The organism is Commensalibacter nepenthis (genome assembly GCF_029953305.1).
GTDB lineage: Bacteria > Pseudomonadota > Alphaproteobacteria > Acetobacterales > Acetobacteraceae > Commensalibacter > Commensalibacter nepenthis.
The window spans coordinates 732,137-749,571 of sequence record NZ_JASBAN010000001.1 but is presented as its reverse complement, the minus strand read 5'-3'; the positions used below and the strand labels follow the sequence as shown (position 1 = coordinate 749,571).

Genomic DNA, 17,435 nt, shown 5'->3' with positions numbered 1-17,435 from the left:
CTGTAATGCTACAATATGATTTTAGGTTTATGAGGAGCTCAGTTGGTTTTTATCATCAGTATTGAGCATAAAAAAATGACATAATTCTAAATAATTATTTGATAGGTCACTGAATTCAGATACAAACATTTGATACTCATTAAAGTTCGTTAAAATGTTAAGGAGAACGAGCAATGGATGCGCTTCCGGCCATTTTGGTTGTGGATGATGACCCTAAAATTCTGCAAGAGATCAAGCAGATGTTAGAGGATCAGTTTTGCGTATATATTACACAATCTCCACATTGTGCATTGGATATGATTAAAAGAGGGACTCATTTCTCTGCTATCTTATATAATTATTGCATGCCTGAAATGTATGGAAACGTGTTTTTTGCGCGTGTAAGAAATATCACAGTTGCAACGCGTATCCTTTTATCCTCTAAAGATCGAACTGACTTTCTTATTTCAGCTTTGAATCAAGGAGGGATATCTTTTTTTATTCCAAAACCGCTTGTTCCTTTCGAAGTCAAAGAAATCGTACATCGTGCGGTTGCACGCTCTCAATATCGTCGACAATTACGGCACGAACAGATTTTGCTAAAAGGGTTATTGGATCATTTGCCTTATGGATTGGCGTTTAAAGATGAGCAAGGCAAATTCACAAAAATGAACGAATTGGCAGCGATAAGAAGAGGCTTAACCGTTCAAGAATGTTTAGGAAAAACCGAAGAAGAAATAGAGCCTTCATTTAAACCCCAAGAGTTGTCGGCGTTTAAAGAGCGGTTACAAAAAGAAGAACGCTTTGTTGCAACATTAGAGGTGCCGTCTGCTGATATTCACCATTCTTCGCAATGGTTTTTAATTACGCGGTTGTTATTGGGCAGAGTCAAAGGTGAGATTGCGCATTCTTCTGTTATTATGGAACTAGATATTACCGAGCAAAAAATGCTGGAAGCCAAGTTGCAACATGCTGAAAAATTACAAGCCTTGGGAACCATGGCGGGCAGTATTGCTCATGATTTTAATAATCTTTTGACAACAATGATGGGGTCGCTAGAGCTATCAGAACAATTATTAATGCAAGATCAGTTGCAAGAAAAGCAAATTGTCTCAATCAAACGATTATTGGTAAATACCCTGGCAGCGGCACAGAAAGGTGCTGTTCTTACGGAAAGATTGTTGAGTTTTAGTCGTCGCAAGAAGTTGTCTTTGCAAGAAGTCGATGTGGCGAAACAGGTAAAAGAAAATTATGAACTTTTATCGCAAACATTATCGATGCGTCATGCTTCTCGATTAAAAGGAGATAAAAACGCTGAAATTAAAGAAAGTATTTATCTAGATGTTCGGTGTCAGATTCCAATGGGGGTTTGCGTTAAAACAGACCCGTCACAACTCGAGCTGGCAGTGATGAATTTATGTATTAACTCTGCTGATGCCATGCCACATGGTGGCAAAATTATGGTAATATTACACAAAGAATCTATTACAGAGTCTGTAACCTATAATCATCAACTTGGGTGCGGAGAGTATGTGGTAATCACAGTAAAAGATGAAGGTGATGGCATGTCACCAGAAACGATTGCGCATATTTTTGAACCTTTTTTTACAACAAAAGAAGCAGGATGGGGAACAGGTTTGGGGCTAGCAATGGTTTATGGATTTGCTCAACAATCTGGCGGTGATGTGATGGTGAAAAGTCAAGTTGGTATTGGAACTGCAATTAGTATCTATTTACCGATCTTGCCAAATTAATTGAGTGAGTTGCAAGCTGATGAAAGAAGAATCTTATTTTGCTTTAGAAGATTCCAAGGATGAGAATGGGAATAATTATTATGTCATTCCTCCCCAATTTCTAAATTGTAAAATAGATTCGTATAAATATCATTATTCAGAATTTAAAAATGTAATATCTTATTCTTTTGACGATATTTATCAGGTTAAGATTAAAGCATCCCAATTAACTGCTGATCTTTTTGTTCAAAGCAATTGGGTATCAAAAGAATTTATATAAATAGTCAATAATATTATTGGCTAATAAAATAGACTCTGTTTGGTTTTTTGGCACAGTGACGTTAACATAGGGAACGCAAAATTACATAATAACGTGATAATAACAGAATAGTACAGAATTTTAAAATCATTATATATCAACATGTTAATTTATATTTTTTTGTATTTCAGATGGATTTTTATAATTGTTAAGAAAGCTATTCAAAAGTTGATTGAAACCATACTATCCTAATATTCATTTTGTATTATTTTATATAAAACAAATTTAGTATATTTTTTAAGGTATAATTAAGATTAAGATGCTTATAAACTCTAATGTAAAAATCAATTATCTTTTTTGTTCAAAGGGTTATATTTCATGGCAATAGAACAAATTGATAAGAAATTAATCTTAGTTGTAGAAGATGATTCTGTTTTGCGTCCATTGTTGGTCGAATTATTAAGTGATATGGAGTTTGAAGTCATTGTTGCAGAAGATGGTCAAACAGCATTGTCTTTGTTACAAAATTTAAATAACAATAAAAGTAATATAGATTTATTGCTTACTGATATTGGTCTTCCTGGTATGAATGGTAGTGATTTGGCAAAAATGGCGCGTAAAATGTGGCCAGATTTATCAATATTATTTATTACTGGTTACTCTCATGGGGTTGGAAAGCTGCCGGCTGATGATAATATAAAGCTGATTACAAAACCTTTTTCTTTGGGTGTTTTCACAAAGAGAGTTGAAGAGCTCGTCGCAAGAGAATAAGGTGGATAGGACTTATTTCAGTAAAAAGGCTATTTAATACATATGCAAAATCATATTTCATCTTCACATGATCCGATACAATGGCATGGGACAACAATTTTATGTGTACGACGTGATGGTCAGGTAACAATGGCTGGTGATGGTCAAGTCACATTGGGTCACACTGTTGTAAAAGGAAATGCCAAAAAAGTCAGAAGAATAGGGGCAGGTGGTACTATTCTTGCTGGTTTTGCAGGGGCAACTGCGGATGCATTTACTTTACTAGAAAGATTAGAAAAGAAATTAGAACGTTATCCAAATCAATTGGAACGTGCTTGCGTAGAGTTGGCTCAAGATTGGCGTACGGATCGTTATCTTCGTAGATTGGAAGCCATGCTATTGGTTGCCGACAAACATCATTCCTATACATTAACAGGGAATGGTGACGTTCTAGAGCCAGAAGACGGTGTCGTTGCGATTGGTTCAGGTGGCAATTATGCGCTGGCTGCTGCCCGTGCTTTGTTAGGGGTTGAAGGATTAACATCCGAAGAAACAGCACGTCGTGCCATGGCGATTGCTGGTGAAATTTGTATTTATACAAATTCTTCCCTTACCATAGAGACATTGTCAGCTGAAGGTTAATGATTATGAGTAATAATATTCCAACTTATTCCCCAAAAGAGATCGTTGCAGAACTTGACCGTTTTATCGTTGGTCAAAATGATGCAAAGCGTGCAGTATCCATTGCGTTGCGTAATCGTTGGAGACGCGCAAAATTAGAGGATGGTATTCGTGAAGAGGTTGTTCCCAAAAATATCCTCATGATTGGTCCAACGGGTTGTGGTAAAACTGAAATTGCTAGGCGTTTGGCTCGTTTATCACAAGCCCCATTCTTGAAAATTGAAGCAACAAAATTCACCGAAGTAGGTTATGTCGGTCGTGATGTCGAAAGTATTATCAGAGATTTAGTCGAAGCCTCTTTGGTAATGTTACGTGATATTAAACGTCGTGATGTCAAGGAAAAGGCAAAAGACGAAGCCAATCAGCGTTTGGTCGTTGCCTTGGTCGGTGAAAGTGCTTCGGCAGAAACCAAAAATAAATTCCTGCAAATGTTGCTGAATGGTGAGCTAGAAGACAAGGAAATTGAAATTAGCCTTGCGGATACGTCTTCTCCTGTTAATCAATTTGATATTCCTGGAATGCCTTCAGCCCAAGTCATCAATTTTACCGATATGATGAAAGGGTTAATGAATAAATCTGAAAAAACACGCCGTTTAACGGTTGCGAAGGCAAGAGAAGCATTGATTAAAGAAGAATCTGACAAAATGTTGGATAATGATTCGTTGGTACAAGAAGCAATTAATCGCACTCAGAATCATGGTATTGTCTTCTTGGATGAAATCGATAAAGTCTGTGCGCGTTCTTATGAAGGCAGTGGTGGTCGCGGTGGTGCGGATGTATCTCGTGAAGGGGTACAACGTGATTTGCTACCGTTGATTGAAGGGACGACTGTTTCTACAAAATACGGATTGGTTAAAACAGATCATATTTTATTTATTGCTTCTGGCGCGTTCCATTTGGCTAAACCTTCTGATTTATTGCCAGAGTTGCAAGGACGTTTGCCTATTCGTGTTGAGTTGTCTCCACTGACTTGTGAAGATATGCGCCGTATTTTAACAGAGCCAGAGCATTCTTTATTAAAGCAATATATTGCCTTAATGGAAACCGAAGGGGTGAAATTAGAATTTACAGAAGACGCCATTGACGCTATTGCAGAACTTGCCATAGATATTAATGAACGGGTTGAAAATATTGGGGCGCGTCGTTTGGCAACAGTGATGGAACGGTTGCTAGAGGAAGTTTCTTTTTCAGCTTCTGATAAAGCAGGGGAAACCATTGAAATCACACGTCAAGATGTTCATGAACGTGTTGGTTCCTTGGCAAATAAAAGTGACCTCAGTCGCTTTATTCTCTAATTAATATTTGCCTGACTGACCATATACCATACGAGATTGATAGAATAATGTCTGATCCTTTTATTGTTCCAGAAGAAGATAGTGCTGCAGAAGCTATTGAAGCCATTCGTGATGAATTAGAATTGTTCGATGATTGGATGCAACGTTATCGGTATTTGATTGATTTAGGTGAAAAATTGCCTGAATTTCCCATCGAATGGCAAACTGATCAATTTCGTGTGGTGGGTTGTCAGAGCCAAGTTTGGCTCAATTTCTGTGAAAAAGATGGTAAATTATTTTTTGCAGGGAGTTCAGACGCGGTGATCGTCAAAGGATTAATTGCGTTGTTATTACGCATTTATTCAGGGCGAGACGCTGTTGAAATCGTGAGAGTTGACCCTATTTTCATAACCGATCTGGGGCTGGCGGGGGCATTATCTGCCAATCGCAGTAACGGCGTTGCGTCAATGGTCAAAGCAATACAAACAATATCACAAAATTATTTATAGTTTTTAATTTTTATAAATAGTAAACGAACAATTCCGATCTATATAAGCGCGGAATTGTGATTTTCTTTTGCTTTCTGACTAGAGTAAAAACAAATACAAAATTAACATCTTCATTTTATTAAAAAGAAAATATTAGAGAGGTCTATATGAAAATGACTATAGGGGATTTCTTACTTGATAGATTATCCCAAATTGGTATCAAAGATATCCTTGGTGTTCCTGGAGATTACAATCTTCAATTTTTAATCCAAACAGAAAGAAGAAACGATATTAAATTCGTTGGGACGCGTAATGAGCTGAATGGTGCTTATGCCGCAGATGGTTACGCCCGATTGAATGGGATCTCTGCTTTGTTGACCACATATGGGGTTGGTGATCTCAGTGCGATTAATGGGATTGCGGGGGCATATGCAGAGTATGTTCCAATTGTTTGTATTACGGGTGCACCTCCTTTAAATAGTATGTATCGTCGACGTTCTTTGCACCATACAACAGCTGAGGGCAATTTCGAGGATGTGATGAGCTGCTATCGTCCTTTTACTGTGGCTCAGGCAAGAATTACCCCACAAAATGCTGTTGAAGAAATTGACCGTGTTTTACGTGCTTGTGTTCGTAAGAAACGTCCTGTTTATCTACAAATACCATCTGATATTACTTTTTTTGAAATTGACGTTTATAACGAAAAATTATCTTTGCGTCAGCAAACCAGCGATTTACAACAATTAAATGCTGTTGTTGAATCCATTGAGGAAAAACTGGCTAAGGCAGAGAATCCTTCTGCTTTATTAGGGATGGCGTTGGATCGCTTTGGTTTGCGTGATTTAAGCCAATCCATGATCGAAAATCTTCAAATTCCATTTGCAACGTTATCTGCGGCACAATGTGTATTGGATGGCGATCACCCTCAATGGATTGGCGGATACAGTGGGTGTTCTTCTTCTGATACAGTCAAAGCGGCGATTGAACAATCAGATTGCTTATTTGGGTTAAATGTTAAGTTTACAGATAGTAACTCTAGCTATTTTACCCAACATGTTCCAGAAAATATGATTAATATTCGCCCTTTTAGAACAATTATTGGTCATGAAGTGTATGAAGGTGTTTCAGCGATTGAATTATTGGAACGCTTATCAAAAATTACGCCTCCTAAGAAATATAAAAATTGGCAATCCAGTTCCCCAAAAGGCAAAGAGGTTTGGAAGCCAGTCAAAGATGAAAAATTAATTCAAAATCGTTTCTGGCAACGTGTTGAGAGCTTTATTAAACCACATGACGTGGTTGTAACCGAAGCGGGTACTTCAATGCGTGGTGTGAAGATTTTAGATATGCCTTCTGGTATTACGATCATCAGCCAACCTTTGTGGTTATCGATCGGATATTCATTACCGGCATTATTTGGTTCTTTGATGGCAAAGCCTGACCGTCGTCAAGTGATCTTTATTGGTGATGGGTCTTTTCAATTAACAGCACAAGAAGTTTCTTCGTTCTTTGAGCACGACTTAAAACCTATTATTTTCTTGATTAATAATAGAGGCTATACAATCGAACGGGCGATTATGGGCTTTCATTCTAAATATAATGATGTTCCTAATTGGAATTATCTCCAGTTATTTGATGCGTTTAGTGATGGAAAAGAATTCTTCTATCGTCAGGTCAATACCGAAGAAGAGTTTGAAAATGCATTAAATGATGCAGATCAAGTCGCAGGTCAGGAATTATGTTTGATCGAAGTTATGTTTGATCCGTTGGATATTCCAAAAGCAGTTCAATCGTCTGCAAACATGGTTGCAGCATTTAATTATGGACCCAGAGGCTTGAAAGAGCTTGATAAAAATATAGACGACTAGGATCGTAACGGCATAATAAAAATAAAAAAGCCAGATAACTTATTGTTTATCTGGCTTTATATTTCAAGGAAGTATGTGGCTCATGCAATTAAGTATTAGACTGATTTTGCTGAGGGACTTCAATATCAATTTCCAGCGTAGAGAAATCATTTCCTCTATCGACCTTAACATGGATTTTTTCTTGATCGATGGAAATATGTTTTTGAATGACTTCCATAATTTCTTTTTGTAGTTTTTGTAAAAGATCAGAGTTGCCCGTTCTTGAAGAACGTTCATGAGCTAAAAGAATTTGCAATCGATCCTTGGCAACTGGGGCTGTATTTTTTTTAGCAAAGAAATTTGAAAAAAAGCTCATGATTTATTCCTTCCGATTAACCAGTCAAAGAATCCTTTCTTATCAGTAGGGACGGTGACTTCAATTTTTTCACCTTGTAAACGTTTCACAGCCTCTGAATATGCACGCGCTGCAGGGGAGTTGGGTGCAGATAACGTGATTGGCGATCCAAGGTTAGATGCTTTTAAAACATCTTCACTTTCTGGAATAATACCAATTAAAGGAATAGAGAGAATCTCTAGAATATCATCTGTATTTAACATATCACCACGACTAGCACGGCTGGCGGCATAACGAGTGATTAAAAGATGTTTAGGAATCTTTTCCCCTCTTTGTGCTTTGTCTGTTGTGCTGTCTAAAATACCAATAATACGATCGCTATCGCGTACCGATGATACTTCTGGATTGGTAATAATAATGGCTTCATCGGCAAAATGCATTGCCATTTTAGCACCGCGTTCAATGCCTGCGGGACTGTCACAAATAATCCAATCGAATTTTTCTTTTAACTCTGCGATGACTTTTCCAACACCTTCTTCGGTTAAGGCATCTTTGTCACGTGTTTGGGACGCTGCGAGGATATAAAGTGTTTCTACACGTTTATCTTTGATTAATGCTTGAGATAATGCGGCTTCGCCTTGGATAACGTTGACAAAATCAAAAACAACACGTCGTTCAGCACCCATAACAAGGTCAAGATTTCTAAGCCCAACGTCGAAATCAATAACAACGACATTTTGTCCTGTTTGTGCCAAGGCTGCACCGATTGCAGCAGTCGATGTTGTTTTTCCAACGCCACCTTTTCCAGAGGTAACAACAATTACCTTTGCCATATTATTTCCCTTATTATTTGCGGTTTAGAAACATTTTATTATATATTGTAGAATTATAATAGAGACTAACAATTAAATTGTGATATCATTTTATTTTTAATAGAGGTGCGACCGTCATAACATCCTTATCCAAATATACTTGTGCGGCTTTCATACTAAAATGGCTCTCTATTTCTTCGGCTGTCATATAATATCCATCAATCGCCATTAATTCTGCCTCTAGTTGATAAGCAAAAATTCTGGCCTTAGGTTGCCCACTAATTCCTGCAATGGCTCTGCCACGCAAAGCACCATAGACATGAATAGATCCCCCTGCAACAATCTCTGTACCAGAAGCCACAGAACTCGTGATGATTACATCCCCCTCTGGAAATAAAACGCTTTGCCCTGATCGAATTTGTTCATCAATAATCAGACATGGGGTGGGTGTATTGGGTGCCTGTGGGTTTGCTGGCATATCGAGATTATCGATATTTTTTCCATTGCCAAAAATAAATGTTTTTGGCCAGTTTTTTAATTTTTCCCATGTTGAGGAACCCCCTTCAACACTGATAATCTGGATATTTCTTTGTGACAACGCCAGATGTAAATTTTCCAGCCCTTCTTCTTGACCAGAAAGAAGTTCAAGATTTAGAATCACAGGTTTGCCTAAGAAAAAGAATGAAGAACGTTCAAGTTGTTTATCCAAGCTGGCAAGCCAATTTGGCAAAGGGCTCTCTGGTGTAAGAACCAAGGATAAAAAAGATCGACCTCTGATGCGTATTTGAGGAAGAGATGGGGAAGTGTCTGACACGAATAATAATTCCTATTATACAAGCAGAAAAAGAAATAAAAATAACTTATAATATTTTTTGGTAGATAAAAATTAAAATTAATCTTTATATTCATTTTATATTTTTTTGTCACTTAATTATCTATAATTTTACAAATTACAAGAAATAGACGGTTTTTAACCGTTGATATTTTGCAAGTTTCAAGTTGAAGGAAATATTTTATTGGATTACTGGTGGTAATAGTGATAGAAAGATTAAATTTCAGAGTGAAATTCAATATTCTCGTTTGTTCATGATATTCTAGAAAAAATGGCTCAGTTATATGCGTATATTATATCATCTACCTCTTTGCCCTTTTAGTCGTAAAATTCGTCTTATCATGGCGGAAAAGCGTTTATCTTTTGAACTCATGACAGAAATGGTTTGGAAAAGAAGACCAGAATTTATTGCCATTAATCCTGCTGGAATGGTGCCTGTTTTGGTTGAGGAAACAGGGTTGACGATTCCTGACTCTTATGCAATTTGTGAATATTTAGAAGAAGCCTATCCTGATACTTCATTAATGGGGCGTACGCTTGCTGAACGTGTCGAAGCTCGTCGTTTGACAGCGTGGTTTGATTGTAAATTTAACCGTGAAGTGACCCATAATTTATTATATGAAAAAACATTCAAACGTTTCTTTGGTAATAATAATCCTAATGCACAAGCATTAAGAGAAGGTTATGAAAATATTAAGTTTCATTTAAACTATATAGCGTTACTTACAGAAAATAGAGTGTGGTTGGCTGGTAGTAATTTGTCTATGGCTGATTTTGCTGCTGCGGCGCATTTGTCTGCGTTAGATTATATTGGTGATGTGAATTGGGAAAAAAATCCTGCGGTAAAAGATTGGTATGCAAGGATCAAGTCACGTCCTAGTTTTCGTGCGTTATTAAATGACCGTGTCAGTGGTGTCATCCCCCCTAAACATTATGCTGACTTAGATTTCTAGGCTATTCGGATCGATGTATGATGTTTGATAAACCTGTTATTTTACAAGTTTTACCTGCGTTAAACACAGGTGGGGTCGAACGAGGTACTATTGAAATTGCACAAGCCATCTTGAATGCGGGTGGTGTTGCACTTGTTGCAAGTGCTGATGGGGTTTGGAAACAATCATTAGAGCGTATGGGGGCAATCCATATTCGATTACCTTTGAATTCAAAAAATCCTTTGGTGATTTGGAAAAACCAATTTGCAATCAAAAAAATTATCAACGAATATAAAGTTGATATTGTTCACGTCAGGTCAAGAGCGCCTGCATGGTCGGTTTGGTTGGCTGTTAAAAATACGAAAATACATTTTATAACGACTTGGCATGGTGTTTTCAGTGAAACATGGCGCGGTAAACGCTGGTATAATCAAGTGATGACAAAGGGTGAACGTGTTATTGCGATCAGTCATTATGTTGCAGAGCGACTGAAAAACCATTATGGAGTACAAGAACAGATTTTAAGGGTAATTCCTCGGGGAGTTGATTTGAAGATTTTTGATCCAGAGCTTTTTTTTGGTGATAGAGTGACGGATCTTGCTGAGAAATGGCAAATTCCTACAACAAAAAAAATTATATTATTACCTGGGCGTTTAACCGCTTGGAAAGGGCATGAGTTACTTGTTCGTGCGATGGCAAGGATTCAGCAATATCATAAAGATTGGATTTGTGTTTGTGTAGGACCATCAAAACATAAAGATCAATTTATACAAAGGTTATTAGCATTGGCGGATCAACTGCAAGTTCGAGAACAGCTATATTTTGTTGGAAATTGTCAGGATATGCCAGCAGCCTTTATGTTAACGAATATTGTTGTGGTTCCTTCATTAAAACCAGAACCTTTTGGTAGGGTAGTAATAGAGGCACAAGCGATGGAAAAGCCAGTTATCGTTGCTAATCATGGTGGTGCGGCCGAAACAGTAACAGACAAAAAAACAGGATATGTTTTCGAGCCTGGAAATGTAGAAGCATTGACGCAAATATTACAAGAGTTGGTTGAATCTTCAGAGGATGCGTTACAATGGACGGGTCGTTTAGCCAGAGAAGATGTGCAATCTCATTATGCGCTTACACAGATGCAAGCGGCGACATTAAAAGTCTATAATGAGGTTCTGCCTAAAGCCAAACAATTACAGATATGATGACCAAAAGACCCTTGAAGATTTTGGTGATACGTTTGGGTGCTTTGGGCGATTTTATGCAAAGTTTCCATCCTTTTGCGGCTATTCGTCAACATCACCAGCACGATGAAATTACATTATTGACGACAGCCCCTTTTGTAGAGTTGGCACAGCATAGCCCTTGGTTTGATCGTGTTATCATTGATGATAAACCTCATTTATTGAATTTGGTTGGATGGTTGAAATTAAAGCAAAAGTTACAAGGTTATGATTTCGTATATGATTTGCAAACCTCTAGACGTTCCAGCAGATATTTCAAATGGGCGGGAAGGCCAAAATGGTCTGGAATTGCTAAGGGTGCTTCTCATTTTCATGATAATCCCAAACGAAATGATATGCATACCATTGACCGTCAACATGATCAGTTGTTAAAAACAGGACTTACTGATTTTCCACATCCTGATTTATCGTGGTTATTGTCAGAGTCTATTGAAATGCCTAAACCTTATGTTATCTTGATTCCTGGTTGTTCTGTGAAACGTCCTGAAAAAAAATGGCCTATTGAATATTATGGTCAGATTGCACAATATTTAATGGAAAAGGGTTTGCAACCTGTGATTGTTGGTGGGCAATCAGAGGAAAATATGGTTGCAGTTATAAAAGAGCATTGCCCCCAAATAATTAGTTTAATTGGGCAAACAAGTTTGTTACAATTAGGCGCTGTTATGAAGCATGCTGAATTTGCATTGGGTAATGATACAGGTCCGATGCATTTGGCTGCGATGGTAGGGTGTCCTTGTGTAGTATTGTTCTCATCAGGCAGTGATCCGTCTTTAACTGCTCCTCGTGGGGATGATGTAAAAATAATATATCAGGAAAATTTAAAAGATCTTTCTGTAAAAAGGGTTGCACAAGAGCTGAAGTGGGTTCATTAGTTTTTGTGGTTTAAATATCATATTTGATTTATTTGTTCTGGAGATTTGATTATGCTTTCTATTACTTTGCCTGATGGTTCCATTCGACAATATGAGGGAACGGTAACAGGCTTAACGATTGCACAATCGATTGGGGCAGGGCTGGCAAAAGCAGCTTTGGCAATGGAAGTTGATGGTAAGCTGGTTGATTTGTCTTTGGAAATTACAGAGGACTCATCGGTCAAGTTTGTGACCAGAAAGGATGAAGCAGCCCTTGAATTAATTCGCCATGATGCTGCACATATTTTGGCTCAGGCTGTACAAGAGCTTTATCCTGGAACACAAGTAACTATTGGACCAGCCATTGAAAATGGTTTTTATTATGATTTCGCACGAGAAGAACCCTTCAAACCAGAAGATTTAGAAGGTATCGAGCGCCGTATGCATGAAATTGTAACGCGTAACGAGGCTTTTATTCGTCAAGTTATGCCCCGTGATGAAGCTATTCAGTATTTTGAAAAAATTGGTGAGCATTATAAAGCAGAGTTGATTCGCGATCTTCCAGAAACAGAAACAATTTCTGTTTATCAGCAAGGACCATGGTTAGACCTATGCCGTGGTCCACATATGCGTACGACGGCGGATGTTGGTGGTGCGTTTAAATTAACCAAGGTTGCGGGTGCTTATTGGCGTGGGGATTCTAAAAATGCGATGTTGTCTCGTATTTATGGTACGGCATGGCGTGATAAAAAAGAACTGGATGCTTATTTAACCCAAATTGAAGAGGCTGCAAAACGGGATCATCGTCGTATTGGCAAAGAAATGGACTTATTTCATTTGCAAGAGGATGCGGCGGGCTCCATTTTTTGGCATCCAAAAGGATGGCAGCTTTATACGAATCTACAAAATTATATTCAAAGAATCCAACGCCGTTATGGGTATGTAGAGGTTCGTACTCCACAACTTTTAGATCGTTCTTTGTGGGAAGCCTCTGGTCACTGGGAAAAATTCAGAGAGAATATGTTCATTGCTACAGTTGAAGATGAAGAACGTACATATGCATTGAAACCAATGAACTGTCCTTGTCATATCCAGATTTTTAATCATACGTTGCGTTCCTATCGTGAATTACCATTGCGTATGGCTGAATTTGGTGCATGTCATCGTTATGAGCCTTCTGGTGCGTTGCATGGGATTATGCGGGTTCGCTCTTTTGTCCAAGATGACGCGCATATTTTCTGTAGTGAAGATCAAATTACTTCTGAAACAGCTTTGTTTGTGCATATGTTATCTGAAGTTTATAAAGATCTTGGGTTTGAAAGTTTTCGCGTTAAATTCTCTGATCGTCCTGAAAAGCGTGCTGGGGACGATTCTACTTGGGATAAAGCCGAAAATAGTTTGAAAGATGCATGTAAACAGGTTGGCGTTGAATTCGAATTGAATCAAGGAGAGGGAGCTTTTTATGGTCCAAAACTCGAATTTGTTTTACGGGATGCTATTGGTCGTGATTGGCAATGTGGTACATTGCAAGTAGATTACGTTCTGCCTGAACGCTTAAAAGCCTCTTATATTGGTGAAGATAGCGCCAGACATCGCCCTGTTATGTTACATCGTGCGATTGTTGGATCATTTGAAAGATTCTTGGGTATTTTGATTGAACAATATGCGGGGTCTTTTCCTTTGTGGTTGGCACCAGTCCAAGTTGTGGTTGCAACCATTGTGAATGATGCCGAAGACTATGCTCAAGAAGTGGTTGAGTTGCTCCAATCAAAGGGAATGAATGTAGAGCTTGATTCCAGAAATGAGAAAATTAATGCAAAAATTCGTGAACACAGCCTGCAACATGTGCCAGTTATCTTGGTTGTTGGACGTAAAGAGGTTGAAGAGCGTCAAGTCGCTGTTCGTAGGTTAGGCGGTGCAGCTCAGCAAGTTCTTGATTTAGATGAAGCAATCACGCTTTTGGGTAAAGAAGCAACACCTCCAGATTATAATCGTACTCCGATTGTAAAACAAAAGCTAAAACTTGAATGTGAAGGCTAGATCGTTCGAGAAAAATAGATTATAATAGTCACCAAATCAGTTTTAATACCTTTAGAAAGCGTATCGTTCAATATCAATGTGCATTTATTGCCAAATAGGGTTATGTCTTTCTAAGGTAAATAATTAGAAGGAAAACTAACCATAGTAGTAAAGACAACGACACCCCCCACAACAAACCGCGAAGGTCCGCTTGTTGATGAGGAGATTCGTGCACCTCAGGTTCGTCTTGTTGGTGCTGAAGGCGAAATGTTAGGCATTGTTGCCACTCGTGACGCTTTGAAAATGGCGCATGCAGTCGGGTTAAATTTATTAGAAGTTAGCCCTAATGCTGAGCCTCCTGTAGCTAAGATTCTTGATTACGGTAAGTTCAAATACGAACAACAGAAAAAGAAAAACGAAGCGCGTAAAAAACAAAAAGTCATCGAAATTAAAGAGCTCAAAGTGCGTCCAAATATCGATGAAAACGACTATCAAGTAAAATTAAATGCTGCAAAGCGTTTTATTGGTAGTGGTGATAAAGTAAAATTAACGCTGCGTTTCCGTGGTCGAGAAATGGCTCACCAAGAATTGGGTGTTCAACTTTTAGAACGATTCCGCTTGGATTTAGAAGCTGATACCAAAGTAGAACAGCTGCCAAAGCTTGAAAATCGTCAAATGGTTATGGTTTTGGCTCCACGTTAAAAAAGAAAAGGTATGTAAGAAATTACATACCTTTTTTATATTTATATTTTTAAAAAAATCTCGCTTTTCTTAGTCTCATCGATTAAATTTCTTTTATCATTTTGATGTTTAAAAATACTTCATGAATATAAAGGATAGTTCCTGATGACAATGCGGTCTCGGTTTACAGGTTTTTGTCAAGAAATTAAAGATGGGATCATTGTTGGATGGGCAATTAATGCATCTTCTCCGCAAGACTGTGTAACCGTGTCTGTTTTTATTGATGAACAGCAGATAACAGAAATTAAATGTGATCAAGATAGAAAAGATGTTCAAGAAAAGATTAATTTTTTACGGAGTGATATTGGTTTTCAATTTGTAATTCCAAATGAATTCAGAGATGGAAAACCTCATAAACTTTCTTTTCGATTTCCAGATCATAACTTAATTTCTATTTTAACCAGAAAAAACCCAGAAGGGATTACGGTACATTCTTTCCAATATACAGAGCAATTACAAACAAAAGTAAAAATATTGTCTTGTATGGATGGATGGAAAAATGGTGCCATCCATGGCTGGGTTTTAAAACAAGAGCCATCTACAGGAAAATATTCAGGTAAATGTCAAGTAATGGTCACGATGGATGGTCGTCATTTGAAAACCGTAGAAGCGAACCAGTTTCGTGGCGATGTGGCGAGTGCTGTGAATGCAGATGCACGTTGTGGGTTTGCTGTTGTTGTTCCCAGAATATTACGCAAAAGAGTAAGGTCTGTATTTCGTGTTTATGTGATGCCAGAAGAAATAGAGTTGCAAGGCAGTCCTTATGAAACGACGTTAATTGATGATTTGTTAGAGCAGCAATTGTTGGTTGTGAATAATCAAATTGATTTTTTATATAAAGAAATGGCGACATTGCGTAATCAGCTCAAACGTTTAGTGAGTGGCTCGGAGTATGTCATTAATGAATATGGGGTTTGGGCAAAGAAATATTATTCTTTATTGCCTAAACGTTTAGAAAAGTTACATTTAGAGCTGGCAATAAAAAATATTGAGTTTCAAACACCATTAATTTCTATTATTTGTCCAGTTTATCAACCTGAAATGAAGTTTTTTAAAGATGCAGTAGCGTCCATTTTAAAGCAAACTTATCAAAACTGGGAATTAATTCTTGTTGATGATGGGGGAAAGTCTACCGATATTCAAAAAGAAATTAAGCAGCTGGTTAAACAAGATTCCCGTATTCAATCTGTTATTTTAAAAACAAATAAAGGAATTTCAGAAGCAACAAATGCGGGGATCAAAAAAGCAACAGGTGAATGGATTGCTTTTTTCGATCATGATGATGTGTTGGTTCCTCAAGCGCTAGAGATCATGATTGGTTTTGCACAGCTATATCCAGCACAAATGTTGTATTCTGATGAGGACAAAGTCGATGATTCTGGGGCATTTGTTGAACCGCACTTTAAACCGGATTTTAACTATCGTTATTTGTTAGGGCTAAATTATATTTGTCATTTTGTGATGGTTCATGCTGATGCGGTTAAACAAGCGGGGATATTACATTCAAAATATGATGGGGCTCAAGATCATGATTTTTTATTGCGACTAACAGAAGTGATTCCTTATCAACAGATTTATCACGTGCCTGAAGTATTATATCATTGGCGTAAAACAGCGGGTTCCACGGCGGAAACTGTGGAAAATAAAGATTATGCGATTCATGCTGGGGTTGCTTGTGTTCAAGATCATCTGAAACGGATCAAAAAATCGGCTAAAGTATCTTCTATCAAAGGATTTACCGCCTATCAAATTGAATGGAAAAAAGCGCAATCTGATTTAGTGACGATTATTATTCCCTTTAAAGATCAAGTGCAGACAACAAAGGAATGCGTTGATCGATTATTGGAGTATACGAAATATAAAAACTATCAAATTATATTGGTTGATAATGCGTCTCGGGAAGCTGAAACATTAGAATTTTTAGAAGAATATTCTCAGTATGATGGGATTGAAATTCTACCAATTCATGAAGAATTTAACTTCTCTCGTTTGAATAATCTTGCAACGCAACAATTTGAAAGTGATTTTTATTTATTTTTAAATAATGATGTCTTTGTTAATGATCCTAATTGGCTGCATATTTTAGTTAATGAAGCGTTATTGTCCGAGGATGTTGGGATTGTTGGTGCAAAATTATTATATCCAGATGGTCGGGTACAGCATGGAGGCGTTGTTGTGGGTCCCGACGTAATCGGTGATCATATGAATAGAGGGTTGGAAACAGAAGAGTTCGGTTATGCTTGCCGTTCTGTTTTATCTCAGGAGTTAACGGCAGTTACAGCCGCAATGATGCTGATTAAAGCGAGTGTATTTGAAAAGTTAAACGGCTTTAATGAAAATCATCTAAAAATTGCATTTAATGATGTTGATTTATGTCTGCGTGCCAGAGAAGCTGGATATAAAGTCATCTTTAGTGCAGATTGTATGGCTGTACATCATGAAAGTCTTTCACGAGGAACTGATGATTGTCCAGAGCATGAAGAACGTTTTTCTTATGAAAAAGAATATATGAATAACAGCTGGGGGCGAAAGGCGATTTATACCTGTGATCCTGCATATTCACCTAATTTTGTAGTAAGACCTCCGCTTTTTTATGAATTAAGTAATCCAGAAAAAACGGAGGCTACAGAGAAATAAA

General features: G+C 37.7%; 16 protein-coding genes. 13 read left to right on the top strand and 3 right to left on the bottom strand.

What is annotated here, in order from left to right:
• Positions 1–173 precede the first annotated feature (173 nt).
• From QJV33_RS03405 to QJV33_RS03375, 7 genes are all read left to right on the top strand, one after another.
• Positions 174–1,733, top strand: coding sequence for an ATP-binding response regulator (locus QJV33_RS03405; RefSeq protein ID WP_281462005.1), 1,560 nt, complete (start codon positions 174–176; stop codon positions 1,731–1,733).
• A 19-nt stretch (positions 1,734–1,752) separates the two neighbouring features.
• Positions 1,753–1,992: a hypothetical protein gene (locus tag QJV33_RS03400; protein ID WP_281462004.1), complete on the top strand. Its 240-nt coding sequence runs from the start codon at positions 1,753–1,755 to the stop codon at positions 1,990–1,992.
• Between the two features lie 357 nt (positions 1,993–2,349).
• Positions 2,350–2,742 carry a response regulator transcription factor gene (locus QJV33_RS03395; protein ID WP_281462003.1) on the top strand — a complete coding sequence of 131 codons (393 nt, stop codon included), beginning with the start codon at positions 2,350–2,352 and terminating at the stop codon, positions 2,740–2,742.
• Between the two features lie 42 nt (positions 2,743–2,784).
• Positions 2,785–3,363 carry an ATP-dependent protease subunit HslV gene (gene hslV / locus QJV33_RS03390; protein WP_281462002.1) on the top strand — a complete coding sequence of 193 codons (579 nt, stop codon included), beginning with the start codon at positions 2,785–2,787 and terminating at the stop codon, positions 3,361–3,363.
• Positions 3,363–4,697, top strand: a complete 1,335-nt coding sequence (gene hslU / locus QJV33_RS03385; RefSeq protein ID WP_281462001.1) for an ATP-dependent protease ATPase subunit HslU — start codon at positions 3,363–3,365, stop codon at positions 4,695–4,697. Before hslV ends, hslU begins: the two co-directional genes overlap by 1 nt.
• A 47-nt stretch (positions 4,698–4,744) precedes the next feature.
• Positions 4,745–5,185, top strand: coding sequence for a SufE family protein (locus QJV33_RS03380; protein WP_281462000.1), 441 nt, complete (start codon positions 4,745–4,747; stop codon positions 5,183–5,185).
• A gap of 146 nt (positions 5,186–5,331) precedes the next feature.
• Complete coding sequence (locus tag QJV33_RS03375; RefSeq protein ID WP_281461999.1) at positions 5,332–7,032, top strand: alpha-keto acid decarboxylase family protein; 1,701 nt, start codon at positions 5,332–5,334, stop codon at positions 7,030–7,032.
• An 88-nt stretch (positions 7,033–7,120) separates the two neighbouring features.
• On the opposite strand, the gene minE is transcribed toward QJV33_RS03375, so the two are convergent.
• The 3 genes from minE to minC form a co-directional block, all read right to left on the bottom strand.
• Positions 7,121–7,387: a cell division topological specificity factor MinE gene (gene minE, locus QJV33_RS03370; RefSeq protein WP_281461998.1), complete on the bottom strand. Its 267-nt coding sequence runs from the start codon at positions 7,385–7,387 to the stop codon at positions 7,121–7,123.
• A complete protein-coding gene (minD, locus tag QJV33_RS03365; protein WP_281461997.1) occupies positions 7,384–8,199 on the bottom strand; it encodes a septum site-determining protein MinD in 816 nt (271 codons plus the stop codon). Before minD ends, minE begins: the two co-directional genes overlap by 4 nt.
• Positions 8,200–8,284: 85 nt before the next feature.
• Positions 8,285–8,992, bottom strand: coding sequence for a septum site-determining protein MinC (gene minC, locus QJV33_RS03360; RefSeq protein WP_281461996.1), 708 nt, complete (start codon positions 8,990–8,992; stop codon positions 8,285–8,287).
• A 302-nt stretch (positions 8,993–9,294) separates the two neighbouring features.
• Here minC and fzlA point away from each other — a divergent pair, with 302 nt between their 5' ends.
• The 6 genes from fzlA to QJV33_RS03330 all read left to right on the top strand — a co-directional run bounded on the left by fzlA (position 9,295) and on the right by QJV33_RS03330 (position 17,434).
• The gene (fzlA, locus tag QJV33_RS03355; protein ID WP_281461995.1) at positions 9,295–9,963 is read left to right on the top strand and encodes an FtsZ-binding protein FzlA; all 669 of its coding nucleotides are present in this window, start codon (positions 9,295–9,297) and stop codon (positions 9,961–9,963) included.
• Between the two features lie 17 nt (positions 9,964–9,980).
• Positions 9,981–11,144 (top strand): glycosyltransferase family 4 protein, encoded by a 1,164-nt coding sequence (locus tag QJV33_RS03350; protein ID WP_281461994.1) that lies wholly within the window; start codon positions 9,981–9,983, stop codon positions 11,142–11,144.
• Entirely contained in the window at positions 11,144–12,058 is a 915-nt protein-coding gene (locus QJV33_RS03345) for a glycosyltransferase family 9 protein (protein WP_281463378.1), read from the top strand. Before QJV33_RS03350 ends, QJV33_RS03345 begins: the two co-directional genes overlap by 1 nt.
• Positions 12,059–12,109: 51 nt before the next feature.
• On the top strand, positions 12,110–14,077 hold the full coding sequence (gene thrS, locus QJV33_RS03340; RefSeq protein ID WP_281461992.1) for a threonine--tRNA ligase: 1,968 nt from the start codon (positions 12,110–12,112) through the stop codon (positions 14,075–14,077).
• Between the two features lie 141 nt (positions 14,078–14,218).
• The gene (gene infC / locus QJV33_RS03335; RefSeq protein ID WP_281463377.1) at positions 14,219–14,758 is read left to right on the top strand and encodes a translation initiation factor IF-3; all 540 of its coding nucleotides are present in this window, start codon (positions 14,219–14,221) and stop codon (positions 14,756–14,758) included.
• Between the two features lie 144 nt (positions 14,759–14,902).
• Positions 14,903–17,434 carry a glycosyltransferase gene (locus QJV33_RS03330; RefSeq protein WP_281461991.1) on the top strand — a complete coding sequence of 844 codons (2,532 nt, stop codon included), beginning with the start codon at positions 14,903–14,905 and terminating at the stop codon, positions 17,432–17,434.
• Position 17,435 lies beyond the last annotated feature (1 nt).

Excerpts from the sequence above, each read along its gene's own strand:
- minE (WP_281461998.1), bottom strand. The coding sequence starts at position 7,387 with ATGAGCTTTTTTTCAAATTTCTTTGCTAAAAAAAATACAGCCCCAGTT.
- thrS (WP_281461992.1), top strand. The coding sequence starts at position 12,110 with ATGCTTTCTATTACTTTGCCTGATGGTTCCATTCGACAATATGAGGGA.
- hslV (WP_281462002.1), top strand. The coding sequence starts at position 2,785 with ATGCAAAATCATATTTCATCTTCACATGATCCGATACAATGGCATGGG.
- QJV33_RS03350 (WP_281461994.1), top strand. The coding sequence starts at position 9,981 with ATGATGTTTGATAAACCTGTTATTTTACAAGTTTTACCTGCGTTAAAC.
- QJV33_RS03405 (WP_281462005.1), top strand. The coding sequence starts at position 174 with ATGGATGCGCTTCCGGCCATTTTGGTTGTGGATGATGACCCTAAAATT.
- QJV33_RS03380 (WP_281462000.1), top strand. The coding sequence starts at position 4,745 with ATGTCTGATCCTTTTATTGTTCCAGAAGAAGATAGTGCTGCAGAAGCT.
- fzlA (WP_281461995.1), top strand. The coding sequence starts at position 9,295 with ATGCGTATATTATATCATCTACCTCTTTGCCCTTTTAGTCGTAAAATT.
- QJV33_RS03395 (WP_281462003.1), top strand. The coding sequence starts at position 2,350 with ATGGCAATAGAACAAATTGATAAGAAATTAATCTTAGTTGTAGAAGAT.
- QJV33_RS03400 (WP_281462004.1), top strand. The coding sequence starts at position 1,753 with ATGAAAGAAGAATCTTATTTTGCTTTAGAAGATTCCAAGGATGAGAAT.
- QJV33_RS03375 (WP_281461999.1), top strand. The coding sequence starts at position 5,332 with ATGAAAATGACTATAGGGGATTTCTTACTTGATAGATTATCCCAAATT.
- minD (WP_281461997.1), bottom strand. The coding sequence starts at position 8,199 with ATGGCAAAGGTAATTGTTGTTACCTCTGGAAAAGGTGGCGTTGGAAAA.
- QJV33_RS03330 (WP_281461991.1), top strand. The coding sequence starts at position 14,903 with ATGACAATGCGGTCTCGGTTTACAGGTTTTTGTCAAGAAATTAAAGAT.
- hslU (WP_281462001.1), top strand. The coding sequence starts at position 3,363 with ATGATTATGAGTAATAATATTCCAACTTATTCCCCAAAAGAGATCGTT.
- QJV33_RS03345 (WP_281463378.1), top strand. The coding sequence starts at position 11,144 with ATGACCAAAAGACCCTTGAAGATTTTGGTGATACGTTTGGGTGCTTTG.